The 26,627-nt window shown below is 36.7% G+C and carries 19 protein-coding genes; 15 read left to right on the top strand and 4 right to left on the bottom strand.

Going from position 1 to position 26,627, the window contains the following annotated elements; all coding sequences use genetic code 11:
- Positions 1-25 precede the first annotated feature (25 nt).
- The 5 genes from ACOQN3_RS09300 to hisI are packed head-to-tail and all read left to right on the top strand — an operon-like array spanning position 26 to position 3,074.
- Entirely contained in the window at positions 26-613 is a 588-nt protein-coding gene (locus ACOQN3_RS09300; RefSeq protein WP_420546180.1) for an imidazoleglycerol-phosphate dehydratase, read from the top strand.
- Positions 613-1,221, top strand: coding sequence for an imidazole glycerol phosphate synthase subunit HisH (gene hisH, locus ACOQN3_RS09295; protein ID WP_420546179.1), 609 nt, complete (start codon positions 613-615; stop codon positions 1,219-1,221). Before ACOQN3_RS09300 ends, hisH begins: the two co-directional genes overlap by 1 nt.
- Complete coding sequence (gene hisA / locus ACOQN3_RS09290; protein WP_420546178.1) at positions 1,218-1,925, top strand: 1-(5-phosphoribosyl)-5-[(5-phosphoribosylamino)methylideneamino]imidazole-4-carboxamide isomerase; 708 nt, start codon at positions 1,218-1,220, stop codon at positions 1,923-1,925. The genes hisH and hisA overlap by 4 nt, the downstream gene beginning before the upstream one ends.
- Positions 1,922-2,725: an imidazole glycerol phosphate synthase subunit HisF gene (gene hisF / locus ACOQN3_RS09285; protein ID WP_420546177.1), complete on the top strand. Its 804-nt coding sequence runs from the start codon at positions 1,922-1,924 to the stop codon at positions 2,723-2,725. Before hisA ends, hisF begins: the two co-directional genes overlap by 4 nt.
- Before the next feature lie 22 nt (positions 2,726-2,747).
- Positions 2,748-3,074 (top strand): phosphoribosyl-AMP cyclohydrolase, encoded by a 327-nt coding sequence (hisI, locus tag ACOQN3_RS09280; protein ID WP_420546176.1) that lies wholly within the window; start codon positions 2,748-2,750, stop codon positions 3,072-3,074.
- Positions 3,075-3,078: 4 nt separating this feature from the next.
- Here hisI and ACOQN3_RS09275 read toward each other — a convergent pair whose 3' ends face one another.
- Complete coding sequence (locus ACOQN3_RS09275; protein WP_420546175.1) at positions 3,079-3,660, bottom strand: hypothetical protein; 582 nt, start codon at positions 3,658-3,660, stop codon at positions 3,079-3,081.
- Between the two features lie 216 nt (positions 3,661-3,876).
- Here ACOQN3_RS09275 and ACOQN3_RS09270 point away from each other — a divergent pair, with 216 nt between their 5' ends.
- The 8 genes from ACOQN3_RS09270 to ACOQN3_RS09235 all read left to right on the top strand — a co-directional run bounded on the left by ACOQN3_RS09270 (position 3,877) and on the right by ACOQN3_RS09235 (position 19,736).
- The gene (locus tag ACOQN3_RS09270; protein WP_420546174.1) at positions 3,877-5,091 is read left to right on the top strand and encodes a threonine synthase; all 1,215 of its coding nucleotides are present in this window, start codon (positions 3,877-3,879) and stop codon (positions 5,089-5,091) included.
- Positions 5,091-6,425 (top strand): ThiF family adenylyltransferase, encoded by a 1,335-nt coding sequence (locus tag ACOQN3_RS09265; RefSeq protein WP_420546173.1) that lies wholly within the window; start codon positions 5,091-5,093, stop codon positions 6,423-6,425. Before ACOQN3_RS09270 ends, ACOQN3_RS09265 begins: the two co-directional genes overlap by 1 nt.
- 204 nt (positions 6,426-6,629) lie before the next feature.
- Complete coding sequence (locus tag ACOQN3_RS09260; RefSeq protein ID WP_420546172.1) at positions 6,630-12,041, top strand: hypothetical protein; 5,412 nt, start codon at positions 6,630-6,632, stop codon at positions 12,039-12,041.
- Positions 12,042-12,148: 107 nt separating this feature from the next.
- Positions 12,149-13,132: a methyl-accepting chemotaxis protein gene (locus ACOQN3_RS09255; RefSeq protein WP_420546171.1), complete on the top strand. Its 984-nt coding sequence runs from the start codon at positions 12,149-12,151 to the stop codon at positions 13,130-13,132.
- A gap of 31 nt (positions 13,133-13,163) precedes the next feature.
- Complete coding sequence (locus tag ACOQN3_RS09250; protein ID WP_420546170.1) at positions 13,164-17,000, top strand: S8 family serine peptidase; 3,837 nt, start codon at positions 13,164-13,166, stop codon at positions 16,998-17,000.
- A gap of 43 nt (positions 17,001-17,043) precedes the next feature.
- Entirely contained in the window at positions 17,044-17,649 is a 606-nt protein-coding gene (locus tag ACOQN3_RS09245) for a ubiquinol-cytochrome c reductase iron-sulfur subunit (RefSeq protein WP_420546169.1), read from the top strand.
- Complete coding sequence (locus ACOQN3_RS09240) at positions 17,633-19,222, top strand: cytochrome b (RefSeq protein ID WP_420546168.1); 1,590 nt, start codon at positions 17,633-17,635, stop codon at positions 19,220-19,222. The genes ACOQN3_RS09245 and ACOQN3_RS09240 overlap by 17 nt, the downstream gene beginning before the upstream one ends.
- A 52-nt stretch (positions 19,223-19,274) precedes the next feature.
- Positions 19,275-19,736, top strand: coding sequence for a cupredoxin domain-containing protein (locus ACOQN3_RS09235; protein ID WP_420546167.1), 462 nt, complete (start codon positions 19,275-19,277; stop codon positions 19,734-19,736).
- On the opposite strand, the gene ACOQN3_RS09230 is transcribed toward ACOQN3_RS09235, so the two are convergent.
- The 3 genes from ACOQN3_RS09230 to ACOQN3_RS09220 all read right to left on the bottom strand — a co-directional run bounded on the left by ACOQN3_RS09230 (position 19,733) and on the right by ACOQN3_RS09220 (position 23,025).
- Positions 19,733-20,083 (bottom strand): hypothetical protein, encoded by a 351-nt coding sequence (locus tag ACOQN3_RS09230; protein WP_420546166.1) that lies wholly within the window; start codon positions 20,081-20,083, stop codon positions 19,733-19,735. The two genes, ACOQN3_RS09235 and ACOQN3_RS09230, sit on opposite strands and share 4 nt — an antisense overlap.
- Before the next feature lie 884 nt (positions 20,084-20,967).
- Positions 20,968-22,461: a hypothetical protein gene (locus ACOQN3_RS09225; protein ID WP_420546165.1), complete on the bottom strand. Its 1,494-nt coding sequence runs from the start codon at positions 22,459-22,461 to the stop codon at positions 20,968-20,970.
- A gap of 321 nt (positions 22,462-22,782) precedes the next feature.
- The gene (locus tag ACOQN3_RS09220; RefSeq protein WP_420546164.1) at positions 22,783-23,025 is read right to left on the bottom strand and encodes a hypothetical protein; all 243 of its coding nucleotides are present in this window, start codon (positions 23,023-23,025) and stop codon (positions 22,783-22,785) included.
- 101 nt (positions 23,026-23,126) lie between these two features.
- Between ACOQN3_RS09220 and ACOQN3_RS09215 the strand changes: the two genes are divergently transcribed.
- Together ACOQN3_RS09215 and ACOQN3_RS09210 are read left to right on the top strand one after the other, a co-directional pair.
- On the top strand, positions 23,127-23,516 hold the full coding sequence (locus ACOQN3_RS09215) for a hypothetical protein (protein WP_420546163.1): 390 nt from the start codon (positions 23,127-23,129) through the stop codon (positions 23,514-23,516).
- Positions 23,517-23,676: 160 nt separating this feature from the next.
- Positions 23,677-26,265: an HYR domain-containing protein gene (locus ACOQN3_RS09210; protein ID WP_420546162.1), complete on the top strand. Its 2,589-nt coding sequence runs from the start codon at positions 23,677-23,679 to the stop codon at positions 26,263-26,265.
- The last annotated feature ends 362 nt before the right edge of the window (positions 26,266-26,627 follow it).

Here is a 26,627-nt window from a genome sequence, read left to right as displayed (position 1 = left end):
ACCATATTCAAAATCTGTGATAAAAATGACCTCAAGAAAAGCTAGCATAAAACGAAATACAAAAGAAACTAGCATTCAAGTTACCGTTAATTTGGATGGAATGGGAAAAACAAACATCAATACAGGCATTAATTTCCTTGATCATCTTATTGTTTCATTTGCCAAACACGGAATGATGGATTTGAAGGTAGATGCAAAATCAAATGATGGAATTGAACATCACTTGATTGAAGACACTGCAATTTCCATTGGTTTGGCTATAGACAAGGCATTAGGAAATCGAAGCGGAATAGTAAGATTTAGCTATGCTTCAGTTCCGATGGATGAATCACTTGCAGAGGCATCCGTTGATCTGGTGAAGAGACCCTTCTGGAAACTAACCTTATTGATTAAACGAAACAAAATTGAAGACATGTCAAAAGAAGATCTTGAACACTTTTTCCAATCTCTTTTACAAAATCTGAATAGTTGCATTCATCTTACTGTAAAGTATGGGGAAAACGATCATCATAAAGTAGAAGCTGCCATCAAATCATTGGCAGTGGCTTTTCGTTCATCTGCATCAATTGACAAAAAACAAAAAGGAATTCCCAGCACAAAAGGTTCAATGTAATGGTTAGAGTAGCAATATTTGATTATGGAGCTGGAAATATCTTCAGCCTCAAAAATTCTTTTGAAAAAGCAGGTGCAAATGTTGAAGTCATAACCAACATTGATGACTTTAAAAATTATTCCGGTTTGCTTTTACCTGGAGTTGGAAACTTTGATCCTGCCATCAAAAGCATTTCAAAATTCTCAGATACAAAAATTCAAGACGTTGTTGAAAATACTGTTCCAGTTTTGGGAATCTGCCTTGGTATGGAAATGTTTTTTGAAAAAAGTGAGGAGGGAAAGGAAAAAGGTCTTGGCATAATGGATGGTGAAGTAGTAGTTCTTCCATCCTCAATGAAAGTTCCTCATATGGGGTGGAATAGTCTGGAAATAAAAAAGCCAGGTAAGATTCTAGATGGTGTTGAGGATGGCTCTTGGGTTTATTTTGTTCACTCCTATAGAGCAAAACCAAATTTCGAAAAAATCATCACTGCTGTATCTGATTATGGTATTAAAGTTCCAGCAGTAGTTGAACAGGACAATTTTTTTGGTACTCAGTTTCATCCTGAAAAATCCGGTTCTGTTGGAAAAATAATGATAAAAAACTTCCTTGAAGAGTGTAAAAAATGAAAGTCATTCCCGCAATTGATCTTATGGAAGGCCAAGTAGTGAGATTGTTTAAAGGTGATCCCAAACAAAAGACAGTTTACAGCAGCAACCCTGTCGAAGTTGCTAAAAAATGGGCAAACGACGGAGCAGATATTTTACATATTGTAGATCTTGATGCCACATTGGGACTGGGTTCAAACTTGGAACTCATCAAAAAAATGTCAAATGCCGTTTCTATTCCTGTAGAAATTGCAGGTGGTCTTAGAACCGAATCTGTAATTTTAGATGTGGTTAATTCTTGCCAAAGAGTTGTTGTTGGGACCCTAGCTTTCAAGGACAAAAAACTATTACAAAACTTGTTACATTCCTTAGGACCTGATCGAATTGTCATCTCTGTTGATCATAAGGATGGTGATATAGTGATACATGGATGGCAAGACAATACTGGAGTTGACTTAATTGATGCAATCAATGAATTTCTTGATATGGGATTCACGGAGTTTTTGCTAACTAATGTAAGTCGAGATGGAACCATGATGGGCCCTGATCTAAAATTCTTGGAACAAGCATGCAATTTGAGCGGTGCTAATGTCATAGCCAGCGGAGGAATCTCTAATCTAGAAGATGTTAAAGATGTAAGAACAAAAAATCCTTTTGGAGTAATACTTGGAAAGGCACTTTATGAAAATAAAATCTCAATCAAGGAGGCAAAAACAATATCATGACTCTTACAAAAAGAATAATCCCATGTCTTGATGTAAAAAATGGCAGAGTTGTAAAGGGACTTCACTTTAAATCAATAAAAGATGCTGGGAATCCTGTAGATCTGGCAGAAAAATATAGCAACGAAGGTGCTGATGAATTGGTATTTCTTGACATTACTGCATCTGATGAAAGGCGTGAGACAATCAAAGAGTTAGTTCAAAAGGTTGCATCTGTGATTGATATTCCTTTTACTGTGGGAGGAGGTGTAACTTCTCTTGAAGATGCTCGAAATATTCTCCTAAATGGAGCAGACAAGGTAGGTATTAACACGGGAGCAATTCAAAATCCTCTAGTCATTACAGAGCTTATGGATCTTTTTGGTAGGCAATGTGTTGTAGTTGCTATAGATGCAAAAAGAAACTATGATGTAAAGGAGAATGTGACTGTTTTTTCAGAAAATGATGCCAAATTCTGGTTTGAGGTTTTCATTTATGGTGGAAAAAAAGAAACTGGAATTGATGCTATACAATGGGCAAAAAAAGCAGAGCAATTGGGAGCAGGAGAAATTCTCTTGACAAGTATTGATAAGGATGGTACCAAAGATGGCTATGATTTGACTTTGACCAAATCCATTGTTGATTCTCTGTCTATACCCGTAATTGCATCTGGAGGATGTGGAAAACCTGATGATATGGTTGAAGTCTTTAAAAAATCAAATGTAGATGCAGCTCTCGCGGCTTCTATATTCCATTATGATGAACATGGAGTCAACGGAGTAAAAAATTATCTTAAAGAACAAAAAATTCCTGTAAGGTTATAAGACATTAGATTTGTTTTAGAATATGGAAAAATCAATCGACGAAATAGATTTTCAAAAAAGCGGCGGACTTGTTCCTGTTATTGTTCAAGATGTTAACACAAAAGATGTTTTGACTTTGGCTTATACAAATAAAGAATCATTAGAACTTGCCAAAAAAACTGGAAATTCTTGGTTTTGGAGCCGTTCTAGAAATAAACTTTGGATGAAAGGAGAGGAGTCTGGCAATACTCAGAAGATAAAAGAAATTTTAGTTGATTGTGATTCTGATGCAATAATTTATCTGGTTGAACCTTCGGGTCCTGCCTGCCATTTGGGAGAAAATGTTTGCTTTCATAATTCTTTGAAGTAAAAAATTAGCACACAGGTTGATAATCTTCTTCCTCTCCAGGCAAAATTTCTTCAGTTATGCTAAACTCTAAGTTTGGATAATCTGTTCCTCTAAAGACAACTCTCCAGTCTCCGATGAAATCCTCTGCTGTACAGAATCCTCTGGTTTTTGTAAGTTGTGGTTCTACGTAGTAATTAAAAGAAGGTTTTTCTGCACCATCAAACGGTATTGTCAAATATACTGAGTAATGTGAACTGTTCAGAGGTCTCAAAATTGCAACCTGACCTTTCTCGTCATAACTTAAACCACTGGCCCTTATGAAAATTTTTTCTCCTAAGACATACTCTTTTCTATCAACTTGAAATGGTCCTGAGGTCATCCATTCTCTTGGTTTGGGTGAATATTCGTTTTCAAAATTTATATCCTCAATTTCTTTTATCTTTTCTTCAATCTCAGGCAATGTCTCTTCTAATGGTTTAACCTCTTTGTTTACCGTATCTTCAACTTCCATAGTGTCTGATCCTTGATCCATTGATATTGCTGCAACTGCACTTCCAATGATGACTATTCCTACTATTACTGGAATTATCATCTTATTAGTTGCCATGACTTTTTATCTTCTAAAATCACTAAAAACCTTCCTCTGCAAAAAATCACTGTAATTTTGTTTTTTTAGACTATTTTCTTTCAAATGCTTGTCATTTTTTTAAAATTTTTAAAAAGACCTGAGAATTTTTTATTATATTTCTATGTCTTTAAAATTAAGTATTACTTAACTAAATATTAGGATTTTTTATGTATGCTATTTGGGTAGATACTGATCTTGGGAAGAACATCACTTCAATGCAGAGAATGCAAAAAAGAGTACGAATCTACGTTCAAGTATATCTGCGATGAGTGTTTTGGTCCCTTGGATGTTAAATATGATTTCCCTTCTGTATCAAAGGATGCTTTTTTTGGCCGTGAAAAAACCTACTGGAGATATTTTGAGTTACTTCCAATAGAACAAAAATCAAACATAGTAAGCATAGATGCGGGAATGACTCCTTTAACAAAGGCAGAAAAACTAGGAGAGAAATTAGGATTAAAAAATTTGTATATCAAAAATGATTCTGTAAATCCAACATTTTCGTTCAAAGACAGGCCTGCTGGAATTGCGGTGTCAAAGGCAAAGGAATTTGGAATGTCTTCTGTAGGATGTGCATCTACTGGAAACTTGGCATCTGCTACAGCTGCTCATGCTGCAAAGGGTGGATTTCCGTGTCATATTTTTGCACCCAGTGACATTGAAATGGCAAAAATTGCACAAGCACTTTCCTATGGTGCTAATTACATTGCAGTTGATGGAACTTATGATGATGCAAATAGAATAGCTGCTCAAATAGGTGACAGTAAAGGAATTGGAATTGTTAATATCAACATGCGTTCGTACTATGTAGAAGGATCAAAAACACTTGCATACGAAGTAGCAGAACAACTTGATTGGAATGTACCTGATCAGTTGATAGTTCCTGTAGGAAGTGGTGCAATGTTAAATGCTATATGCAAAGGATTTGAAGAATTGCAAAGTGTTTCATTACTAGATGATGTATCTAGAATGCACATGATTGCTGCACAACCTCATGGATGTGCTCCTGTTGTAGATGCATTCAAAAATAATAGTAATGAAGTAATCCCAGTTGAGCAACCCAATACTGTTGCAAAGAGCTTAGCAATTGGTGATCCTGGCGATGGAAGATACGTCCTAAAGCGTTTACAACAATACAACGGATTTGCTGAAGAATCAAATGACAAAGAAATACTTGATGCAATACTGTTGCTTGCAAAAACTGAAGGTATATTCACAGAACCTGCAGGTGGAGTTTCAGTAGCTGTGCTTCAAAAAATGGTGGAACAAGGAAAGATTGATGCAAATGACAAAGTTGTTTGCTATGTTACTGGTAATGGTCTCAAGGCAACTGAGGCAATTATGCAAGTTTTGGAGAAACCTAACATAATGAAAGCAGATGTAGGAGAGATTTCGGCGGTAGTAAACTAATGGCAAATATCACATTTACAATTCCATCTGTACTAAATCAAGGTCAAGGAGAAAAAAAGATTGATGTTGCAGCAGATTCTCTTACTGATGCATTTGCAAAAGTTTCTGAAACAATGGGTGATGACTTTAAGCGACGCATTTTGGAAAACGATGGTACTCCTCGTTCTCTAATTAACATATACCTCAATGGAAAAAATGCAAAATTTTCAGATGGGATGCAGACAGCACTAAAAGACGGTGATGATGTCTACATACTTCCTGCAGTTGCAGGAGGCTCTGATGAATTGTCTTCAAAAGAACTTGACAGATTCTCAAGACAAGTGATGTTGGAAGAGATTGGCTATCAAGGACAATTGAAATTAAAAAATTCCAAAGTATGTGTGGTTGGAACTGGGGGCCTTGGAAACCCTATTACCTCTAGGTTGGCTGCAATGGGTATTGGAACTTTGCGAATTGTTGATAGAGATGTAATAGAACTATCAAATCTGCATAGACAGACTATGTTTGATGAAGATGATGTGGGACAAGTCAAAGTAGAAGTTGCAGCAAGGAAATTAAAAAAATTAAATCCTGATTGTAAAATTGAAGCTCTAGCCGTATCTGTTAATGATTATACTGCACTTGAAGTAGTTGAGGGATGCGACGTGGTAATTGATGCCCTTGACAGTGTTAATGCACGATATGCGTTAAACAAGGCTTGTGTTAAATTTGGAATTCCATTTGTAACTGGAGCTGCAGTAGGTGTTTCTGGGCAGGCCTTTACTATATTGCCAAAACAATCTGCATGCTACTTTTGCATGTTTCCTGATCTTAATGAGGATACAATGCCTACCTGTAGTATTGAGGGAGTTCATCCATCAATATTGTCCATTGTTGGTGGAATTGAGGTTGCTGAAGCTGTGAAAATCATACTTGGGAAAAAACCCAATTTGTCTGAAAGAATTCTGCATATTGATCTGGAAAATCTAGATTTTAACAGCACACGTACATTCAGAGCTGAAGAATGTCCTATTTGTGGAACTGGAAAACTTGAGATATTGCCAAAAGAAGAACTGTTGTTGGAAGAACTTTGTGGCAGAAATAGAGGAAAGCGTACATACTCTATTACTCCTACTGAAACTTTTGATCTTGATGTTGAATATGTTACTAGTGCTGCAAAAAAGAAGGGATTTCTTGTTGAGAATCAAGGCGATCTTGGATTGTCCATGAGGACAAATGAAATGTCTGTTAGCTTTATGAAGAAAGGATCAGCAGTAATTATAGGACCAAAAGATGAAGCAGACGCAATATCCTTATACAATCAACTCTTGGGTAAGAAATCCGGTTCAGACTAAAAAAATTACATAAACAAGACAAAAATATTAAAAAATATGACGATCATTTTGTAAATTAACAGTTATTATACATTTCTTATATCAAACTTTGAAAGTTTTTTATTAAATTTTGGAAAATTATCTAAAAATGATAAATTTTGGCTAATTTATGGACAAATCGTCCATTAGGCTTAAATACAAACTTTAGAGAGAAACACCAATAACATGAATAACGAAATAGGACGTAAAATAACTAGTCTTACATTAATGACAATTATGGTTGCCGGTGGTATGACATTTGCAGTACCTGGTGTAATGCCAGCTGCATATGCAGCCAACGCTAACCTATTTGTTTCCGCAGAAAACTCACAGTTTGACAACTATATGTCAGGACCTCAAGTAATTGAGGTAGTCGTAATCGACTCAGACATTAACGATACTGATGAATCTAAGGGTGAACCTGATGTAACTGTTAACGGTAAAGAGCTAAGAATGGTTCAAGCCGTAGACGGTAACTGGTACGGTTACTTTGCAGACGAAGACATGGCCAACATTGCAGATGGTACAACCACTACTGCAGGCGTAGGTCTTGACTTTGGTGAAATCTGTACATTAGCTGACAGTACTGCATTACATACTGGTCCTGGTCAGTTCTTAACTGATGCAAATGCTTTTACATGGAACAGTGCTGATTGTGCTACTCCAGGTGCTCCAGGTGCATTCCTAAATGTACTTAGAGAAGCCAAAGATATCAACAATAATGTTGGTGGTAGTGGTACTAACCCACCAAATGTAGATGTAAATGCATGGCCATTTATCCAACTCTATCCATTAAATCCAACTGGTAACGTAGTCGTTCAGTACAACAAAGGTGGTGGTGTTCAAACAACAACACTTACTTTTGATACTGTAGATCAATTTGCCGGAGCAGAATTGGACAGAGCTTCATATCCGCGAGGATCTGAGGTACATGTTACAATCACAGACTTGTGGTTGAACATTGACCCAACTGATGAAGACTCTTGGACATTTGGTACATTAGGAAGTGTTTCCACTAACTATCAAGTATTTGATGAAAATGGTAACGCCCCAGGTGATGTTGCAAGCAACACCGATGCAAATGCATTAGACTTTGGTACATTAAAATCCTTAATGTGTGAGGATAACTGTATACTGGAATTTAATCCAAATGTTAATGGTCAAGGAAATGTCGCTACCCTACAGGATAACGATGATTCTCAAATCATTAGCACTGATGCATTGGATCCAGCTAGCTTTTCAACAGCAGGTGGATTCCTTGATGGTGCAGTTCCAGTAACAATTACAGAACAGGGACCTAACAGCGGTGTGTTTGGTACATATGATGAATCAGACACCTCTAACATTATAATTCTCTCAGATGCAAAAAGAGGAACTTCTGCATCTATTGATTATAACGAGGATCCTGTAACGATTCTTGTAGGCTTGAGCTTTGGTAATATTGACATCATGCCAGTCGATGATGAATGGAATTCTGGTGAAGAAATTCCAGTCAAATTAGTTGACAATGATGCAAACCAAAACAGCAGAGCAGATGAAGACTTAGACTTGAATAATCCAAGCGTCGCACTAATTCCGGCATTAAAAACTGGTTCTCCAAACACCCTAAAGGGATTAACTTCTACCACTATAACTGGTGGTGCATTTGAGACCAATGAAAATGTACAAAAATTTAGTGACAGAGCATTGTTAGTAGCTGATGGTGACATACCAGTAGCTGATGGTGATGCATTTTCACTAACTTTCGGAGATATGGGTGACGTATTTGATTCAACACCAATTGATGAAAACAATTTCCATGGATTCGCATTACTCAATTACGATATTAGAGCACTAGAAAATGATAACGGTGTTAATGGTACTGCAAATGTCAATATCAATACCGTTGATATTTCATTGGCTGGCGTATCTATCGTAAATGGTACTAACGATCTACAGGATATCATACTCTTAGATCGTGCTGACTTTGAAGGCTTAGCTGCTTCAACACCTCTTGTTGCTAATTTCACAATTAACACAAGCGGTCCAGCCGGCACAATCGTTGACAACCAAGTGTTGCCAATTGCAGTTGATATCTTCGGATTTGGTTTTGTCAATGACGGAACAGAATCAGATGAAAGAATTGCTAACCAAATAATCAGAATTGAACTGGAAGAAACTGGTGATAACACAGGCACCTTTGAGGGTTCCTTGGAATACATCATGATCAACCAACTCAATATACTTGATCCAAGTACATACGAAGATCTAACCACAATTGCAGATGATCCAAGCTTCATCGTAATTGAGGACCTAACAGATGAAGACTCTCCAAGAGTCAATTACTTTGATTTAGGTGCAGATGGCGTAAGTACTCAAGTAGCTGATCAAGAGGAAGCACCAAGTCATTCAGGTATTGTCTCATTTGATCTTGATACCTACAAAACTGCTGACACAGTTGTAATTACGCTTGAAGACTTAGATCTAAACGTAGACAGTGATCTTATCGATATCTATACCACTGTATCTGATAGCTCTCTAGCACCAGCACTTGATGATGTTGTAGGTGATGATGCCTTCAACCTTATTTTGTCTGATGGAGATGCATTAGGTAGAGTATTGGATGTCACATTTGATGATGAAAAATGGACTGCAAGTAATGAAGAGTCTTGTACTAATTCATTATTGGCAAGTGGCATTGATACCGGACTTGCTGCAACTGGCTTTACTTTGATAGAGACAGACAGAGCAAGTGGTAAATTCATTGGTGATTTCCAAATTCCAGCCCTCTGGTGTCCTGACAATGAACAGTCACCAATAACTGCAACTGGTTTGGATATTGAAGTTAACTATGTTGACTTTAGAGATGCATCCGGTGAGATTATTGAGGTAGGAGATAGTGCAGGAATCCGTGCAAACACGGGTTCAATTAGCCTTGACAGAACAGTTTATCCTGTACCATTTGGTGTACCTAGCAACTTTGGCAACTTATCTGGAGATACTGCTCCTGATAACCGTTCAATCTTTGCTATCCACGCTACTGGTATCAACAGTGATCTAACTGCTCCTGGAAGCTTCTTACCAAACGGTGATCTAACTGTTCACATTAGAGTAAACGATCCTGACTTTGACGTATCCGCAAATGGTGAAGATGAAATTGCACAAAACACACGCAGCTTACCTGTGGGTCCAGTTGAGATCTCTGTAATTAGAGGTTCTGAAACTGTGATTCTAGGATATGCTGGTGGACCAAACACCATTGATGGAACCATCAATGTTGGAACAAACCTAGTTGGTAATGGAATGGTTGATAGTGTCTCTGAATTGAGTAATATCAGCGATAATTCTGGATTTACCGATGGTGAGGACGTTATTATATCACAAACTGGTGTACCAGTAAGTGATAGAGCACGAGCTCTCTTCGTTAACCAGGGCACTGGCGAAATTAGCGCTTCTGAATTAGTTGTAACTAATTCAGACAGTGGTTTCACTAGTGGTCAAGTTACCATTACACAAGGTGGATCCACCGCAACTGCAACATTTACTGATACAAACGGAGATACTAATGTTGAAAGCAACGAGTTAGATGTAACTTCCTCTGATGCTACTTTCACCAACGGTCCGGTCACCATTGCTGCTGGTGCATTAACTGCAACTGCAACATTTACTGATTCAGTTAGCTCAATTGAATCTGGTGACCTCGATAGCATACTTGTTAATGGAGCTGAGTTCACTACTGGTTCTGTTACCCTTACAGGTGACACTAGTGGTGCAACTGCAACTGCAACATTTACTGACATCCCAACTGTAAACCAGTTTGGACCAATCAGTGAAATTGCACCTGATGCAGGTATCTTCGAGACTGATATAACAATTCAATACACTGATGGTCCAGCTGACTCTCAATGTCCAACAACTGTTGACTTTGATTCTTCAACGGCTGCAGTAGATGGAGAATTAACACGATTCAGTGCTGAATCTCCAACTAATGAGAATTATTGTATCTTACAAGGAGATATCCTCCAAGTACAATACACTGATCCTGCAGACGCATCTGGTGACGAGAATACTGTCACTGACTCAGCAACATTTGACCTGAGAAACGGTGTCTTGCAATCTGACAAATCAGTATATATCATTGGATCTGACATGATCTTAACTCTCATTGAACCAGACCTTGATCTTGATAATGATCAAGCTGAAACATGGGACTTGGACTTAATTGAATGGGACTCTGATGCTGCCACCATCACCATGGGTGATGCTGACGGTGAAGGAGACGCATTTGATCCAGAGCCATTGAACTTCAGAGAAACAGGTGACAGCACTGGAATTTTCCAGATTGTCATTGAAATTCCTGAAGAATTACAAGGCGACAGATTAGAAAGAGGAGAAGAGATTGTCCTCGAGTATACTGACTGGGGTCCATCTGGATCTGACTTTGTAGGTGATGAAGATGAGGATGTCAACTTGACAGTGTTCACTTCTAACTTCGGCGCTACTGTAGAACTTGACCAGAAAGTCTACTCATGGACTGATAAAGTATACATCACTGTTGTAGCACCAGATCACAACTTTGACGGTGACTTAATTGATGAAATTGGTAACACTGATCTCGATCCTATAAAGGTCGCAACCAGAGGAGCTGATCTCGACAATTATAAACTCGTTGAAACTGGTACTGATACAGGTATATTTACCGGTGAGGTAATTCTTACCGGTTTCACCCACGACGCTGACGGTGATTCCACAACTGGAGATGCCAACGGCAATGATGTTGTAACAACAACAGCACGTGGTACCGGTCCAACTGACGGACTTTTACCAGCTGATGATGATGACGGACTTACTGTCTCCTTTGAATTCTCAGAGGATGAAACTGTAGTTGGTTCAGCACTTATCAGATGGAACATTGGTGAAACTCAGTGGCTTGAAGCAAGCTACCCAGCAAGCGGAACAGGTGTTGTAAGAGTAATTGATCCAGATATGAACTTAGATCCAGAAGCAGTCGACAACTTCGATGTCGATGTGTGGTCTGACTCCGATGCCGGAGGTATTGACCTTACTGTAACTGAGACAAATGAGGCAACCGGAATATTTGAGGGAACTGTGTTCTTCACAACTCTCGATGAATCTTCTGGTCACAGACTCAGAGTCTCAGAAGGTGACACTGTCACTGCAGAATATGAGGACAATACACTACCTGATCCATACACAACTGCAGATGAACTTGATATTACTGCCACTTCACTAATTGGTACTGTCGTACCACCTCTCGAGAGAGCACCAGCTGCTAACTTGAGAACAGTTGATGCATTTGGTAACAGTCTAGATACTGTTTCCGTTGATCAACAGGTGCAAATCAGTGCTGACTTAGCAAATGGTCAGGATAGAGAGCAAACATTTGCATACTTGGTACAGATTCAGGATGCAAACGGTGTTACAGTCGCACTAGCATGGATTACAGGTTCACTATCTTCTGGTCAGTCATTTAGCCCAGCATTATCATGGATTCCAACTCAAGCAGGAACATACACTGCTACTGCATTCGTTTGGGAGTCTGTCGATAATCCAACGGCATTATCACCACCAGTTAGCACAACAATTACTGTAAGATAAAACTAGTTCACATTACCCTTTTTTTCTTTTTTTGAATCCGTCTTAACGTGTGTTATAGATAATTTTTCCAGAAGTAATATCTAGGAGAACATTTGAATTAAATACAAATGAGATTTTACATTTTATTTTTTATTGTACTTGCCTTGTTACTTGTAACTCCTACAAATTCTTTTTCGCAAAATGTTGAACACGGACTTGTATTGTTTACAAACAGTAAGGTGTATTCTCCTGCACATACATTGCAAGTATATGGAAGTGGTTTGCCTGAAGAAAATTTGATCCTAAGATTGTTTGCTCCTGATGAGTCAATTGCAAAGTTTGACCAGATCACTACCAAAGAGGATGGCTCCTTTAACTACAGCTTGCTAATTTGGCCTCAACCTTCAACCAATTTTCCATATGGGACCTACACTGTTGAAGTAATAAGTACGGCACAAAACGGAATATCTCATAAGATTGATGTAAAATTTTCTTCAACTACAGAATTACTTGATGTGCCAGTTGAAAGATTTGTAAATACGTTAGTCTTTGCACCTGAAACTGCTGCAATCAATCACCCAGTCAGAGTTTTTGTGCAAACTACTAGTGATGGTCTACTTGTTGGAAATTCTCCAAGAGAACTTTTGCAAACAACACATGTACATCTTCCATCCGGAGTCTCGGTTCCACTTTCTGATTCTTTTAAAACATTGCACCAAGGCCTGTATTTTGTTGATTACACTCCAATTGAGGAGGGAACACACGTATTTCATGTAGTTGCGTTCAATCAGGGAACCACTTCTCATGGATCTGCAGCAACTAATGTTCTAAGCCAGGATCTTGGCGGAATCTCAGAACAGATAATCAAACTAAACTCCATTTTGGATGAAACCTCAGAAGAACTTGACATTCTCAAATCCGAAATCGAAGGCTTTGATACCACATTGGAGAGCGCAAGCAACAAAATTGATGACAGTACGGGTACTATTGCCACATCTGTTGAATTCATTGGCGAAGCCTCATCCCAACTCAATTCCTTGATGTTCCCAATCATTGCCTCAATTGGAATTATTGTTGCACTACAAATTACAATTATTGCCCGAAGAAGATAGTTATAATAATAATAGATTGGAAAATCAACCAATGCCCAAAGCGGCGATTTTCTTCTTCTTTACCATGTTTTTGATGGTGTTCTCTCCTATTTCATATGCTTACATTCCTTCAGATCAGCCTGCTACCAATCAACAACTTCAAAATCCAAATAATGTTGGTTCTGAAATTCTAAAAGTAAACCCAAATTTCTTCACTGAAAATAATTTTAAACGTTATCTGGTTTTTGGAACGAACCAGCAAACTGATCTTCTGCAAAATAATTCTATTTCTGGTATTGAATCAAAAAATGGATTTTTTTACATTGCAGTTCTTTCTGAAAAATCTGCGTCTGCTTTGATTTCTCAAGGCTATAATGTAATTGAAGATTTCAAGCTAGATTTTCATAATTCGGGTGATGGTGTTATTGCAGATGCTTCTAGAATTGGACTAATCACTGGCTCGACTGCATCTGAAAAAAAATACTCTGCAACCGGTAATGGAACTATTATTGCTATTGTAGATACTGGAGTTGATTTCTCCAATCCCGACATCCAACATTCTCTTGCAAGAGATGACATCAATCATCCAATAATGATTGATCCAGATGGTCAGGGAATTGTTCTAACTAATGCTACTTTTTTTGCCTATATTGATGAAAATGAAATCATTCGAAACTATAGCAAGCCTATCCCCTCTCATATGACTTCCTCTGCATATGTTACAAGGGATGGCGTGTTTCTAGATGTGTCGCAAGGAGGTAAGGGCAGTGACATTCCAGTCTATAATTCTTTTTTCCCTAAATTTGGAAATTCAATTGTCTTTAATGGAACTCTGACAAATGACCTAAAAATTGGACAGGACAATCGAGACTACATAAAATCAAAAAGTGGCATCTATAGAGTCGGGGTAATATATCAAGGAGGCCTACAAGGACCTTATACTCAAGTTCAGGTAGTACCTGTTCTTGTAGTGGATTCTGTGGTATCAGGAGTTTATGATACGATAATTCCTGATCTTAGTACCTCTTGGGAAGATTACACCAGATTTGATTTAAAGCCCGGACAAAAACCAAAATATGATTTTGACTTTACTGATGAAAAACCGATTGTCTTAGGAAGTGGAAATGAATTTCTTGTTTATGATTCAAACGAGGATGGAAAAAATGATTACAGTGCAGGAACTTTGGGAGCACAAGTACTTGATATTTATGGTGCCATCAAAAAAAATTCCACCAATATTGATGATTCCATAAAAGCAATTAACGGGACACTGTTGCCTGGACTTGATCCTGACGGTGAATTCTTTGGAATAATGACTGACTTTATGGGTCATGGCACATCAAGTGCATCATCAATAACATCTAAAGGACAAGAGACTTATGATATTTACAATAATACAGAAAAGCACTCTATCATTGGCGTAGCTCCTTCTGCAAAGATTGTCCCCATAAAGGCACTATGGTTTGGTGATACTGTTTATGGTTGGTTATGGGCTGCTGGATTTGAAAATGTTGAAAACAATTGGAAGTTTACAGGAAATACTGCTGTTGATATAATATCTAACAGTTGGGGTGTATCTAATTTTCCTTCTTTCAAATCATCTCCCGGTATGGATATTCTCTCAACAATTTTGAATATGTTGGCAACTCCTAATTCTCTAGATGAAGATTATCCTGGAGTTACAATAATCTCTAGTGCTGGAAATTCCGGACACGGATATGGTACAATTGGATTGCCAAACGCTGCACCATTTGGTATTTCAGTTGGTGCTACCACTAACAATGTTTTTGTTGGATACGGACCGTTCAAAGATCAACCTAGATTTGGAAATACAACATCTCATTATGACCATGTCGTAGATTTTTCTAGTAGAGGACCAAGTTCAATTGGAGATCCCAAACCTGACATAATGAGTATTGGCGCACATGGTTTTACTCCATCCAATGTTTTAAAAACTCAAAAGGACTCAAAAGACGAATCATTTTCATTATTTGGTGGGACTAGCATGGCAGCCCCACTTGTATCTGGAAGTGCTGCTCTCTTAATTGAAGAACTCAGAGAACAATCTCAGGATTACGATCCCTTTGTCATCAAAAATATTCTAATGTCTACAGCAACTGATCTAAATAATGATCCTTTTACTCAAGGATCTGGCCTGGCAAACATTGAATCGGCACTGGACTATGTTCATGGTAATAATGATGTGTTCATAGTTCACAATGATGCATCTTATTCAAACATACGTGCTGTTCTTGATCCTGCAATTAACAAGATTAATTCCACTCAAATTGGGTTTGATCACTTTGCATTACCTTCAAATCCACTACCTATGACTAGCTGGTTTGCAGGACACCTAAATCCAGGACAAAATAGTAAAACCACATTTACGATAGAAAATCCGACAAATCAAACACTTACCATTGACATCAAACCTGAAATTGTTTCTCTTATCACCCAGGATCAACTTCATAATTCTACCATTGTTCATATGCAAGATCCCCTGCTTGATGATACTGATACATTTATTCCCAATTATGTGAAACTATCTGATATATCTCATCGCACACCAGTAAGTGATTTTTTTGACAAAAAAGGCCCCATACCTAGTAATTCATCAATGATGATACTTAATGTGAATTTTCCATTTGACAATTTTATGAATGACACTGCAGACATTTTTGCAGACGATATTAAAATTTCATCACTGTATCTTTATGATTGGCTTGACAACAATAACGATACAAAGATTACTAGCAATGAGCTGTCAATGGTAAACAGAGCTGGTTCTTGGGGAACGGTGCAAGAATTGAGGGTTTCGGATCCTCATGAAAAATTTGACGGTGTTCCATTGGTCGGAGTTTACCCCGTGCCTACAAGATATTCTTATTGGTTGGGTGATACTAAAATGAATTCTACGTCTATGGATTATACATTATCTGCAAGCTATTATCAAAAGGAACCTTGGTATGTCATCTCAGTTGATCATCAAACTGTTTCGGTTCCTCCAAAAAGTAAGGTGACTCTTGATGCATCTTTAACTGTTCCACAAGAAACACAAACTGGTATCTATCAGGGATTTTTGTCTTTTCAAAACAGTAATCACACTGTAAATGCTCCTGTGTCTTTTGTAGTTAAATATCCAATACTTCAAAATGATTCAACCATTATCATTCAAGGAACACAAAGTAACAATATCTTGTATGGAAGTGGATACACCAAGGGTGCATTTGATATGGTCAATCGTTACATGGCTGGTGATTGGCGACAATATTATTTTGATATCCAAGATGAATCTATAACTTCAGCTGCCTTGGAGATTTCATGGAAATCTGATGATACAAACCTTGCTGTATTTGTAATGAACCCATCTGGACAAATTGTTCAAACCAATGTTCCTTCTGGTGTGTTTGGTGAGTTTCTTGGATGGCCTTCACTTGATTGGCTAGGTAACACTCCGTTTAGTCAAGGAGGCGGATTCTTTCCTGTAAAAAATAAAAACGCGACATCGACTGTGCTTCATGTACCTGTTAACCAAACTGGTACGTACTCTCTTTTGACGCATTCTACTTTGTTTGGAGGTAGTTCTCTGACAGAACCAATCACTATATCGGCTCAATTTACAAACCTGTCTAAAGAAACCCCATCTGTATATCAAAACAACAATATCATTATTGATCTGCCACCATCAACTGAAAAAATTAAAGAAAATGATACTTTGGACTTGCCATTACAAACAATTCAACAACCAGGACAAATACAAGACAAGACTTCAATTGAACCGGCTGAATCAGATGATTCCCTTGGTTTAGGAATTCTGGTTGGTTTATTCGTTGGAATTGCGATCGGAATTGGCTCTTTGCTCATCATTAGACAAAAACCTCCTAAATAATTGAACAAGGTTTATAAGCAATTTGGCGAGTACGTCAGCTTGAATGTCGGAGCTGGGGACAAAAAAAACTAGCGGATTATCCAGAAGAGACTTTCTAAAGTTAATGGGTGCCGCAGGAACTGGACTAGCGTTTGCTCCATTTGTCCCATTTGGCAATTTCATGCCAAACCCGAATCAGGCTTCTCTTGAAAAAGTTCCCGTAATATTGCCTGATGGCACTCAAGCAAACATTAACACTTATCCAGTTAATCATGCCGAAGTTATTACATATCCTGCAACCGGTGATGCTGCATTAGATGCTGAAGCTTTCCGTAAATGGCAATTTATCCGGCTACCTGAAGAACTAGGGGGTTCAAAAAATGATGCATCCTCTATACGTGCATTCAGTATGATCTGCCTTCATCTTTGGTGCTTGTGGAAGTATTGGCCTGATGAAGGTAGAAAGAGAGGTGAATGCCCTTGTCATGGTAGTATGTACGATCCTCAAACTGGAACAGCTTTTGTTGGTCCTGCATCAGTGCAAGCTGCACCATCAAACACACTGCCAATGTTGACGCTTGAAGTTGATTCAGATGGATTCGTGTTTATTCTACCACCTAGTTTTAATGCAAATGACAATGGAGTAATTGGATATGGCCGTTTCGCTTGAAAGACGAACTGGAGCTGTTGCATTTCTTTATTGGCTCTGGGAGGGCATCGACAGAACTATCTTTACTGGAATAAAATTTTCATTTCCAGCTAGGTTTGTGAGTCCGTTTGGATTCCTAGGAATGCTTACTTTCATTATATTTGTAATTCTAGGAATTTCTGGTGCGTTGCTTATGTTTTATTATCAACCAATTTTGGATAGGGCTTGGGATAGTGTACAATTCATCAACGATGAAGTTCCATTTGGATTTCATATCAGGAACATTCACTATCACGGTTCAAACGCTATGGTTCTCATGGCCGTTCTACACATGTATTACCAATATTTCAGTGGAAGATACAAAATTAGAAACGAAGTTTTGTGGATGACCGGTGTTATCTTAGGAGTTGTAACTATTCTTGAAGCATTTACAGGATATGATGTTATATTTAGTGAAAGAGCAGAACTTGCCATCAGTATAGCCGCCTCGCTGACTACCTCGATTCCGGTTGTGGGACCGACGATTCGTGATGCGGCGCTTGGTAGTGGGTTCTCAGATTTTGTTCTAAGATTCTATGCTCAACATGTGTTCCTCTTACCTATAGTGATGCTTGGATTAATGGCAGTGCACTTCCCAAGATTCTTGGTATTTGATGTACCTATGGTCATGGCCATAGGCGGTGCCATCTTGATCACCGGTGGTGTGTTCCCAATTGACTTGGGATTCAAGTTTGAGCCGACTGTACCGCCTGGAGTTACGGTTCCTGAATGGTACCTAACAGGAATATATGCATTCATGAGGACTCAATATGACAAGTTTGTAACTGGATTGTTATGGCCGTTGTTATTCATCATATCGTTTGTACTTATTCCGTTTATTGACAGATACAAGAAATTCTCTTGGAGGGATAGACCAATTATAACAGCATTCGGAATTACCAGCCTTGCGCAAATCATGGTTACGACTTATTGGGGATTCTATATCTCTCCTGATATTTCAGTACCATTAGTTGAACGTCTTGTAATTGACCCAATATTCTTCTATTCTGTTATGATATTGCTGGTTCCACTCGGATTTGGATTTACGTACATGATGATAAAATTGGCAAATGAAGCAGAAAGAAAATCAAAACTTGCCAAAAATTCAGGTCCAAAGAAAGTTGCAACTATCAGTTTGTCTGAGAAATGGATCAATTGGGTATTGGTAGCATTACTCGCATTCCAAGTATTCTTGAATATAGCAGCCTACAATGCAGCGCTTACAGGAATGAAGAATGTTTCGCTATTCATTATTGGAATAATCTTGCTTGTGTTTGCAGCATTCTTCCATGTTTACAGATATTCTATGAGCGAAGAAAAGAATGCTCCTCCACCTCCACCAGTACCTGTACAAGAAGAAAAACCAAAACTTGCAGAGCCTGAAACTAGTCCTGAATCTAGCAAGCTTCCTGAAGGGGATTCTTCTTCAAACAAACCTGCACCTGAAACAAAAGAACTTTCTCCAGAAGTCCCAGTTCCAAAGACTCAAGCTGATTTAGGAGTAGGTGCAAGTGACAATACAAATCTTGGCTCTTCTGATCTTAGCAAACCATAATCTCAAAAAAACCTAAACAAGCTTTATAAGAACTTGCGGGACAAAAAAAAATATGAGTGCCCCTACATCTAGTCATGCATATGGCATAGGTGTTATAGCAGTGATAGTTGGCATGTCTGCTGTCATGGTTTTTTACACTTCATTTTATCTTCCAGAATCATTGGCCAAACCATCCGTATCTGATCATATATTGCATCCCGAGAAAGATTTCATTATAGAAATTGTCCCTGGTTCAGTAATTGAAGGAAATGACAATTATGTTCCAAACAAACCTACTGTCTATCTTACAATTGACAATAACGTGATTTGGAAAAATTTGGATGACACTGCACATACTGTAACTCCTGATCATAGACATGCAGATGGATATAGTGGAGACTTCGGTTCTACTGGCGTTCTCAAACCTGGTGATGAATACCAGTTTTTGTTTACTGAACCCCAAGAGGTCCATTATCATTGTCAACCTCATCCTTGGATGACTGGCACTGTTATTGTAGAAAAGAGTAGATTCTAGACAGAATATTTTGCAAAAATAATCTGACTCTCAATTTCTTTATGTTGTTCAATAATTGAGGCTCTAAATTTTACCTCATGTTCCATAGCTGGCTCAAATTTAATCAATGCCGTAAACTCTGCTTTGTTATCTGGCATGCTGTCCTTGTTGATAAATAATCTTGATACATTTTGAGATATTTTTTTCCCATTGTATGACCTGTATGTTATGTGCTCATTTGAATCCAAAATTTGTGTATTTATTACCACTCCATCATACCTTCCTGGATAAGAAACTACAATATTTCCAATAATTTCGGAATTTGGATGTATATCAGTTGAATTGAGTTTGAATTCTATATCCTTCATGAAAATTTCACTTCTAAATCAGAATAAATAATTTTGTTAAACGGGCCCAAAGGGAGTAAGCCACCAAATTAGTCTTAATTTTGGTTCCACTATTTAAGTAAGATTCACTTTGTTCAGATTTGTAGTAGAATTCTTAATTATCGGCTAGATCTTGTTAAGTGTAGGGGATTTGAACACAACTGTTCAGCTTCATTTCTAATATGTCTATAATTTAGTATTTTTATCAATATGGGATAATTGGATTAGATGTGACAACGTCCCCATCTTTTCTCTCATTATTAAACGTCTTAGGGAACTTATGGTAACGTTAGATGCAGTCAGCGGAGGTAGAACTCTACCGTTCGGTGCTCTCATCACTTAATAATTATGTATTTCCCGAGTTCAACATAAAAAAAATGTAAAAAATAGTTATAGTATTACAAGTGAGATTTGTAACAATAATTTCTACTAGTTCATTTTATACAATTATTCTGACTTATATGATTAGGGCGTTGAAAAAATATTTGAATCCGGACTTGGTTTTGGAGTATATATTGAGCCGTCTTTCTATAGTTTCTCCGGCATAGTTCTTATGACATTATTATTACACAGACACCATTATTTTTTTAACTTATGAAGATCTCACAATTAAAACATATTTTATGGTCGTATCATGTCTACTGTCCTTATCAAATTTTGGTTCCACTATTTTGTATTTAGTACAATTTTTCTTACAAACCATGAATTGATTTCTTTTTATCACTGTTAAAATAATAAATTTAAATTTAGAACTTATGAATCCTATTTTGAATTCAATTTTGGCAAATAGAAAAAACAGTATGCAGAGTTAAATTTTTCAATATTAGTCCATAAGGTTTCAAATAAAACTCTAATCAAATTTTTAATTAGCGATTACAATCACAAGATGAAATCTTCATTATATTATTTTCTATAAGCCATTGGATTCCTTGAACAAATGTTTTATCATCAATTTGTTCATCTGCCCACCATTCCGCATTTTGTTTTATCCACGGAGGAATATCTAGTGATTCAGATGTTGAACCAATATTTGATCTTGCTTCCATAGTTAATGGCGATTGTTCTAGATCAATATTTAACCACATTCCATTATTGGATAAAGTTGTACCAGTAGTTCTTAATACATGTGACAAAGTTACAGATTCAGAAGAACCAAAGATTATTTCTTCATCATCATAGAATTGAGAATCAAGCTCTGCTAGTTCCTCAAAAAAATCATAGTTTGGGAAAGACACATTTGTTTTATCTAGTAATATATTACCAATCAGAATTTCAGAATCAGGTAGGCATTTCTTTCCTATGTTGGCACATTCTTGAGTGAAATTTTGAAGATCAGAGATAGTCAAGGGAGGAAAAATACCATTTTTACCTACCAAAGGCCTGGGATTTCCTGCCATATCATAATATTCAGATATTGTTACTATTGATTCATCTATAGAGCTTTTTGCATCCATAACTGATTGTTTTGCTTTTAAGAATGAAGCATAAAATTCGGGTTCAGCATCTATCATTTCTTGTGTAAATTCAACTTCTTCTAAGTCTTGAATGGATTTATCCAAATTTGAAGATATGATTTTTAGATCATCTAAAGTTGATTTTGGAAGAAAATTAGTCTCCATTGCATTTGCAGCTTGTACATGTAACTTTGGAATTGTTTGGAGAGATGCATTCATGTCGCTGACTGCTTGTAAAACTTCTGAATGCCTACCTTCTGTTGAAACTGCCGCTCCTCTATATGAATTAACAAAAAATGCAATTCCTTCTGACATGTAATTCCAAGCGACAACACCCGATTCCGAAGACATGAATTCTTCTTTGGTATATTTTTCGCCTGTTTCCGCTAATAATAGTTCTGGGATTATCAAATCAATTTCATCTTGAGTAATTGAAGAATATTTGGGAGCAATGGTTAAATTAGAAACTACAGGACATACAGGATCCCAACATAGATGTGCAGAACCCCATCCTAGTTGATATATTCCTGTACCTAGTGCAAATCCTGCGGCAGCTGCTGCAGCTGCGGCAGCTGCTACAAGTGCAGCATTAAGAGCTGCTTCAGCTGCAACAACTGCGGCTTGAGCAACTTGTACTGCAGCATATGCAGCTGCATATTGAGCAGCAGTTGCAGTTGAACTAGCTGTAACAGCTGCAAGCGTTGCTTGTGCAGCTTTTAAACTGGCTAAGGCACCAGCTAGGACCTTAGCGGCAGCGACAACAGCATCTTTTGTGTGTTTCACGTACCCATCTTTAACCCATGCAGTATGATCTTTAGCTTTTTGCCAACCTGTGGATGAATATGCAGGAGTGACACTAATTTGAGATATCAATATAACGGCTAGTAATATAGCAAAAAATTTCATATATATCATGATAAAGGGTAAAAAAATCAAATAATTAAGTGTTTTTTATTAAAATAAAGTAATTTAAAAAATATTTTTTGGAAAATTTTTGGTAAAAAAAATTCTAAAAAAATATCAGACACGTTGAAATAAAATGGAAAAGACCATCATCATGATTATTCAAATATAGAAAAAAGATATTTGTCTTTAAAATACTGAATTTTTACTTGTGTAATTGGACATACTACAATATTGGAAAATGTAAATTAAAAAATACACCAGGAATTAATTTTATGAATGATTCTGTGTTGTATGCCGTTACCGGGATTAGAACGCAAGCGTTCAGTTCTCTAAACTTATTACTATATCTTGTAATTTTCTTGGATTCAATGCATATTGTGGCCCATAAGAAGTTGGATGCATCAAGACTAGATTTTGCTTTACAAGTTTCTTTAGTTGTTTATCTACATCACCTTTGACGTGAGAAGGAAACCCAGTCTTGAGATTCTGTAACGAAATATGTTTTGCACCAATCCTATGATCTAAAAACATCTTTTTTAGAATTTGTTTTGATACTAAGTCCAAACTAGTAATATTTAGAATTACAAGTTATTTAACTAATATATAATATTTTATATAATATCATATATAGTTTTAAATAATTGTTTTAGATATTATATGATAAGATGGCATCATTACAACAAAAAGAAATTGCAGACACTAAATCCAAAAAGAAAGCACTAGAGTTGGGACCATTAGAGTCAGTGTTTCCGTGCAGTACATCCAAAATATTAGATTTTATGATTACATTTTCTGATTGGGATTACTCCATTACAGATATTGGAAAAAATTCAGGGTTATCATTTAAGACTGGGTTTGATGAGGTAAAAAAACTAGAATCTCAAGGAATTCTAGTCAAAAATCGGGTTGTAGGTAAGGCAATATTGTATAAACTCAATGTAAAATCAAAACATGTTCAAGATATTATGAAACTGGCGTGGAATATTGCAAAGAACAGAGCAAATATTGAGGAAAAATCAAGCACAACAAAAAAGAAATCAGGAGGCAAGAAATGAATCCTAGTCTTTTTAAATTATTGGAGGTTATTTAGATATGAGTAATACTATGACTCAAAACCCATACGTAACTAGATTTGAAAAAATACTAAAGTAAATTAAAAAATGATATTAAAAACAATATGATATTCTTTTTAAAGATGTAATACATTGTATATGCTTGATTAAAATTAAAAATGACAGGTTCGTTTTAACTGTCAGTTTTGTAATTTTGTTCACAATAGTGTTTCTCCCACTGTTTCCATTGGAACAAGCATATGCAGCACCAATCACTTACATAATTGATTCTACTGGAGGCAACTGTGCTGATCCTGTAAAGATTGGAGGAACTTGGAATCAAAACACTCTAACTTGTACTTTAACGTCAAACAAGACTGTAAATAATCTTACAATTGAATCAGGAGGAACACTTGATATTACAAATGGTGTAACTTTTACTATTACTGGAACTTTAACGAATAATGGAATTATAGAAAACAAGGGAACACTTGACAATGACGGAATTATAGAAAACAAGGGTTCTATTACAAATGAAGGCAGTATTGATAATAGATCTCACAACATCATAAACAACGGTACAATTGAATACAATGATAATGGTAATACAATAGTTTATGGTACTAGTACATCAAGCAACAACCAAGGTAATATAACAAATCACGGTACAATCACACTAAATCATGGCTATTTTACTAATATTGATGGAAATATAGAAAATCACGGTACTGTGAATGTGCAAGGAGATAGTCACATTCAATCTTCTGGCAACAATAGCATTATCAATAATTATGATATTTTTTTCATTGGCAACAATGCTAGGGCAGACGGAGATGGAGAATTTAACAATGATGGAGGAAAGATAATTAATAATGGTATTCTTTCAGTAGTGACTTTAATCAATACCGGTAATATAGAAAACCAAGGTATTTTTGGTTCATATCCAGGTGCCAATATGGAAAATAATGGTACCATTGTCAATGATTTTATTTTTCGCATTAATGGTATCTTAACTAATGAAAGTTCCGTTATCAATAATGATAAAATCGAAATCAAAGAAACTGGAACAATAGAAAATAACAGTTCGATAGAAAATAACGGAATCATACAAAATGATGGTTCTATCAAGCAAACCTGTGATAGTCAAATAATTGGCTTAGGATCCATCGATGGCAATCCAATCGAAAATGGTTGTCCAAATGGGTCTCCAGAAATTACTGTACAGAACAATATAATCAAAAAAATTCCCAGTAATGAAAACAGAACAACAGTTACATTTGCCGTAACTGCAACAGATAATGAAGACGGTAATGTACCAGTAACGTGTACTCCACCATCAGGTTCTTTCTTTAATGTAGATACAACAACTGTAACATGTACTGCCACTGATTCATCAAATAATACGTCCTTCGAATCATTTACCGTAACCATTACAAACCAAGATGCTACTGTGCCTCCACCACCAGACAGAAATAAGTATGGATTTACAGGTGAACAACAAACAACTGAGCCACCAGTAATACAATGTGGAATCAATCAGATTTTAATTGATGGAAAATGCATTACATCTGAAATAAAAATTGGAGAATTTGATGTAAATGTTGACAACTCAGATGAAAACATACGACTAAGAATCACTGGCAATATTGATAGTTATGAAGTAAAAAGTAGCAGAGAGTTTCAATTTTCTATCGTTGATTCTAATGGTTTGAAAATGTCAGATGCCCAGATAGACAAAAAAGTTTCAGTTGATTCATTTGGGATACTTGGAGGATTCATTAATTTGAAAGAAGAATGGAAATCTGGCACATATGAAATTTATGGCATGTATGATGGAAAGGATTTGGGCTCGGATACATTTACAATAATTACTATAGATGTTCCTCCTGTGTCCAAAGATGATGACGGTGATGGAATACCTAATGACATAGATGTATGTCCACAAGAACCTGAGGATCTTGATGGAGTTGAAGATAAAGATGGATGTCCAGACACTTTGCCACAAAGTAATATCTTTTTAGATATTAATCCAAGTTCTGCGATTATATTTGCTGGTGAACCTTATATCACAACGTTTAATGTGGATATGTCAGGAATTACCTCTCAAAACATATCATTATCTTGCAACTTAAAGCCCTCTCCTACTACAGTCTCAATCAATAGTGAAAAAATTTCCTGCACTCTCAATCCTGATTCCTTTCGTTTAGATGCAGATTCTCCTCCAAAAACTATAACACTTGTGTTGACTTCTGAGCGTGAAGTTGTACCAGACACATATGACTACCGAATAGTTGCCAAAAGTAATATTGGAAATGTTAATTATGCTTCTTTTTCTATTTTAGTCAAGGACATTCCGCCAAAAATAACCATCAAGGCACCAAGCGAAGAAAACATTGATACGGAAATTGAATTTGAAGCGCAGATGGATGATCCTTCTGGACTAATTGAAAAACTAGAGTGGGATTTTGGTGATAATACCCCTAAAAAAATAGGTCCGGTTGTAACTCACCAGTACAGTGGGGATTCAATTAGTGACGAGAAAATATTTACCGTAAGATTAACTCCTTTTTCTGATGGTGGTGATGAGCTTGAAAGCATATCTCACCAAATCACTATCGCAAAACCAGAATTGTTTGACCCGACAATTCTCGCAATAATAGGAACTATAGGAGGAATAATCATAGGTATTGCCAAACTGTTTGTTAACAAACAAAAGTCTTCAAATAAACCAAAACGATTTACTAATTTATGATATGTAAAGATACTTAATTCCACCGTTTAGTACCGTTACCGGGATTTGAACGCAAGTGTTCGGTACCCTATAAATCTGATAACATTTTTCATCTTTTCTTGCAAAGACGATTGCAAATGCATGAGTTTTCATAGGAGTGGGTCCGATGTGACTGACTACCTAAATTGGTATTAATTTTGGGTCCACTATTTAACTAAATTTCATTTTGTTAAAATTTGATAGAAGAAAAAGAATCTTCAAATCTTTCTAATTTTTTATCAATTCTTCAAATGTATAATATTTCAGTAAGATCTATAAGGTAAACTCCTTGTGTGTTTGTGAATGTCTGATTATACTTCTAAATGGTGGCAAGGAATAGAAGA

The organism is Candidatus Nitrosopumilus sp. (assembly GCF_965223225.1).
Lineage (GTDB): Archaea > Thermoproteota > Nitrososphaeria > Nitrososphaerales > Nitrosopumilaceae > Nitrosopumilus.
This window is presented reverse-complemented; position numbering and strand designations above follow the sequence as displayed.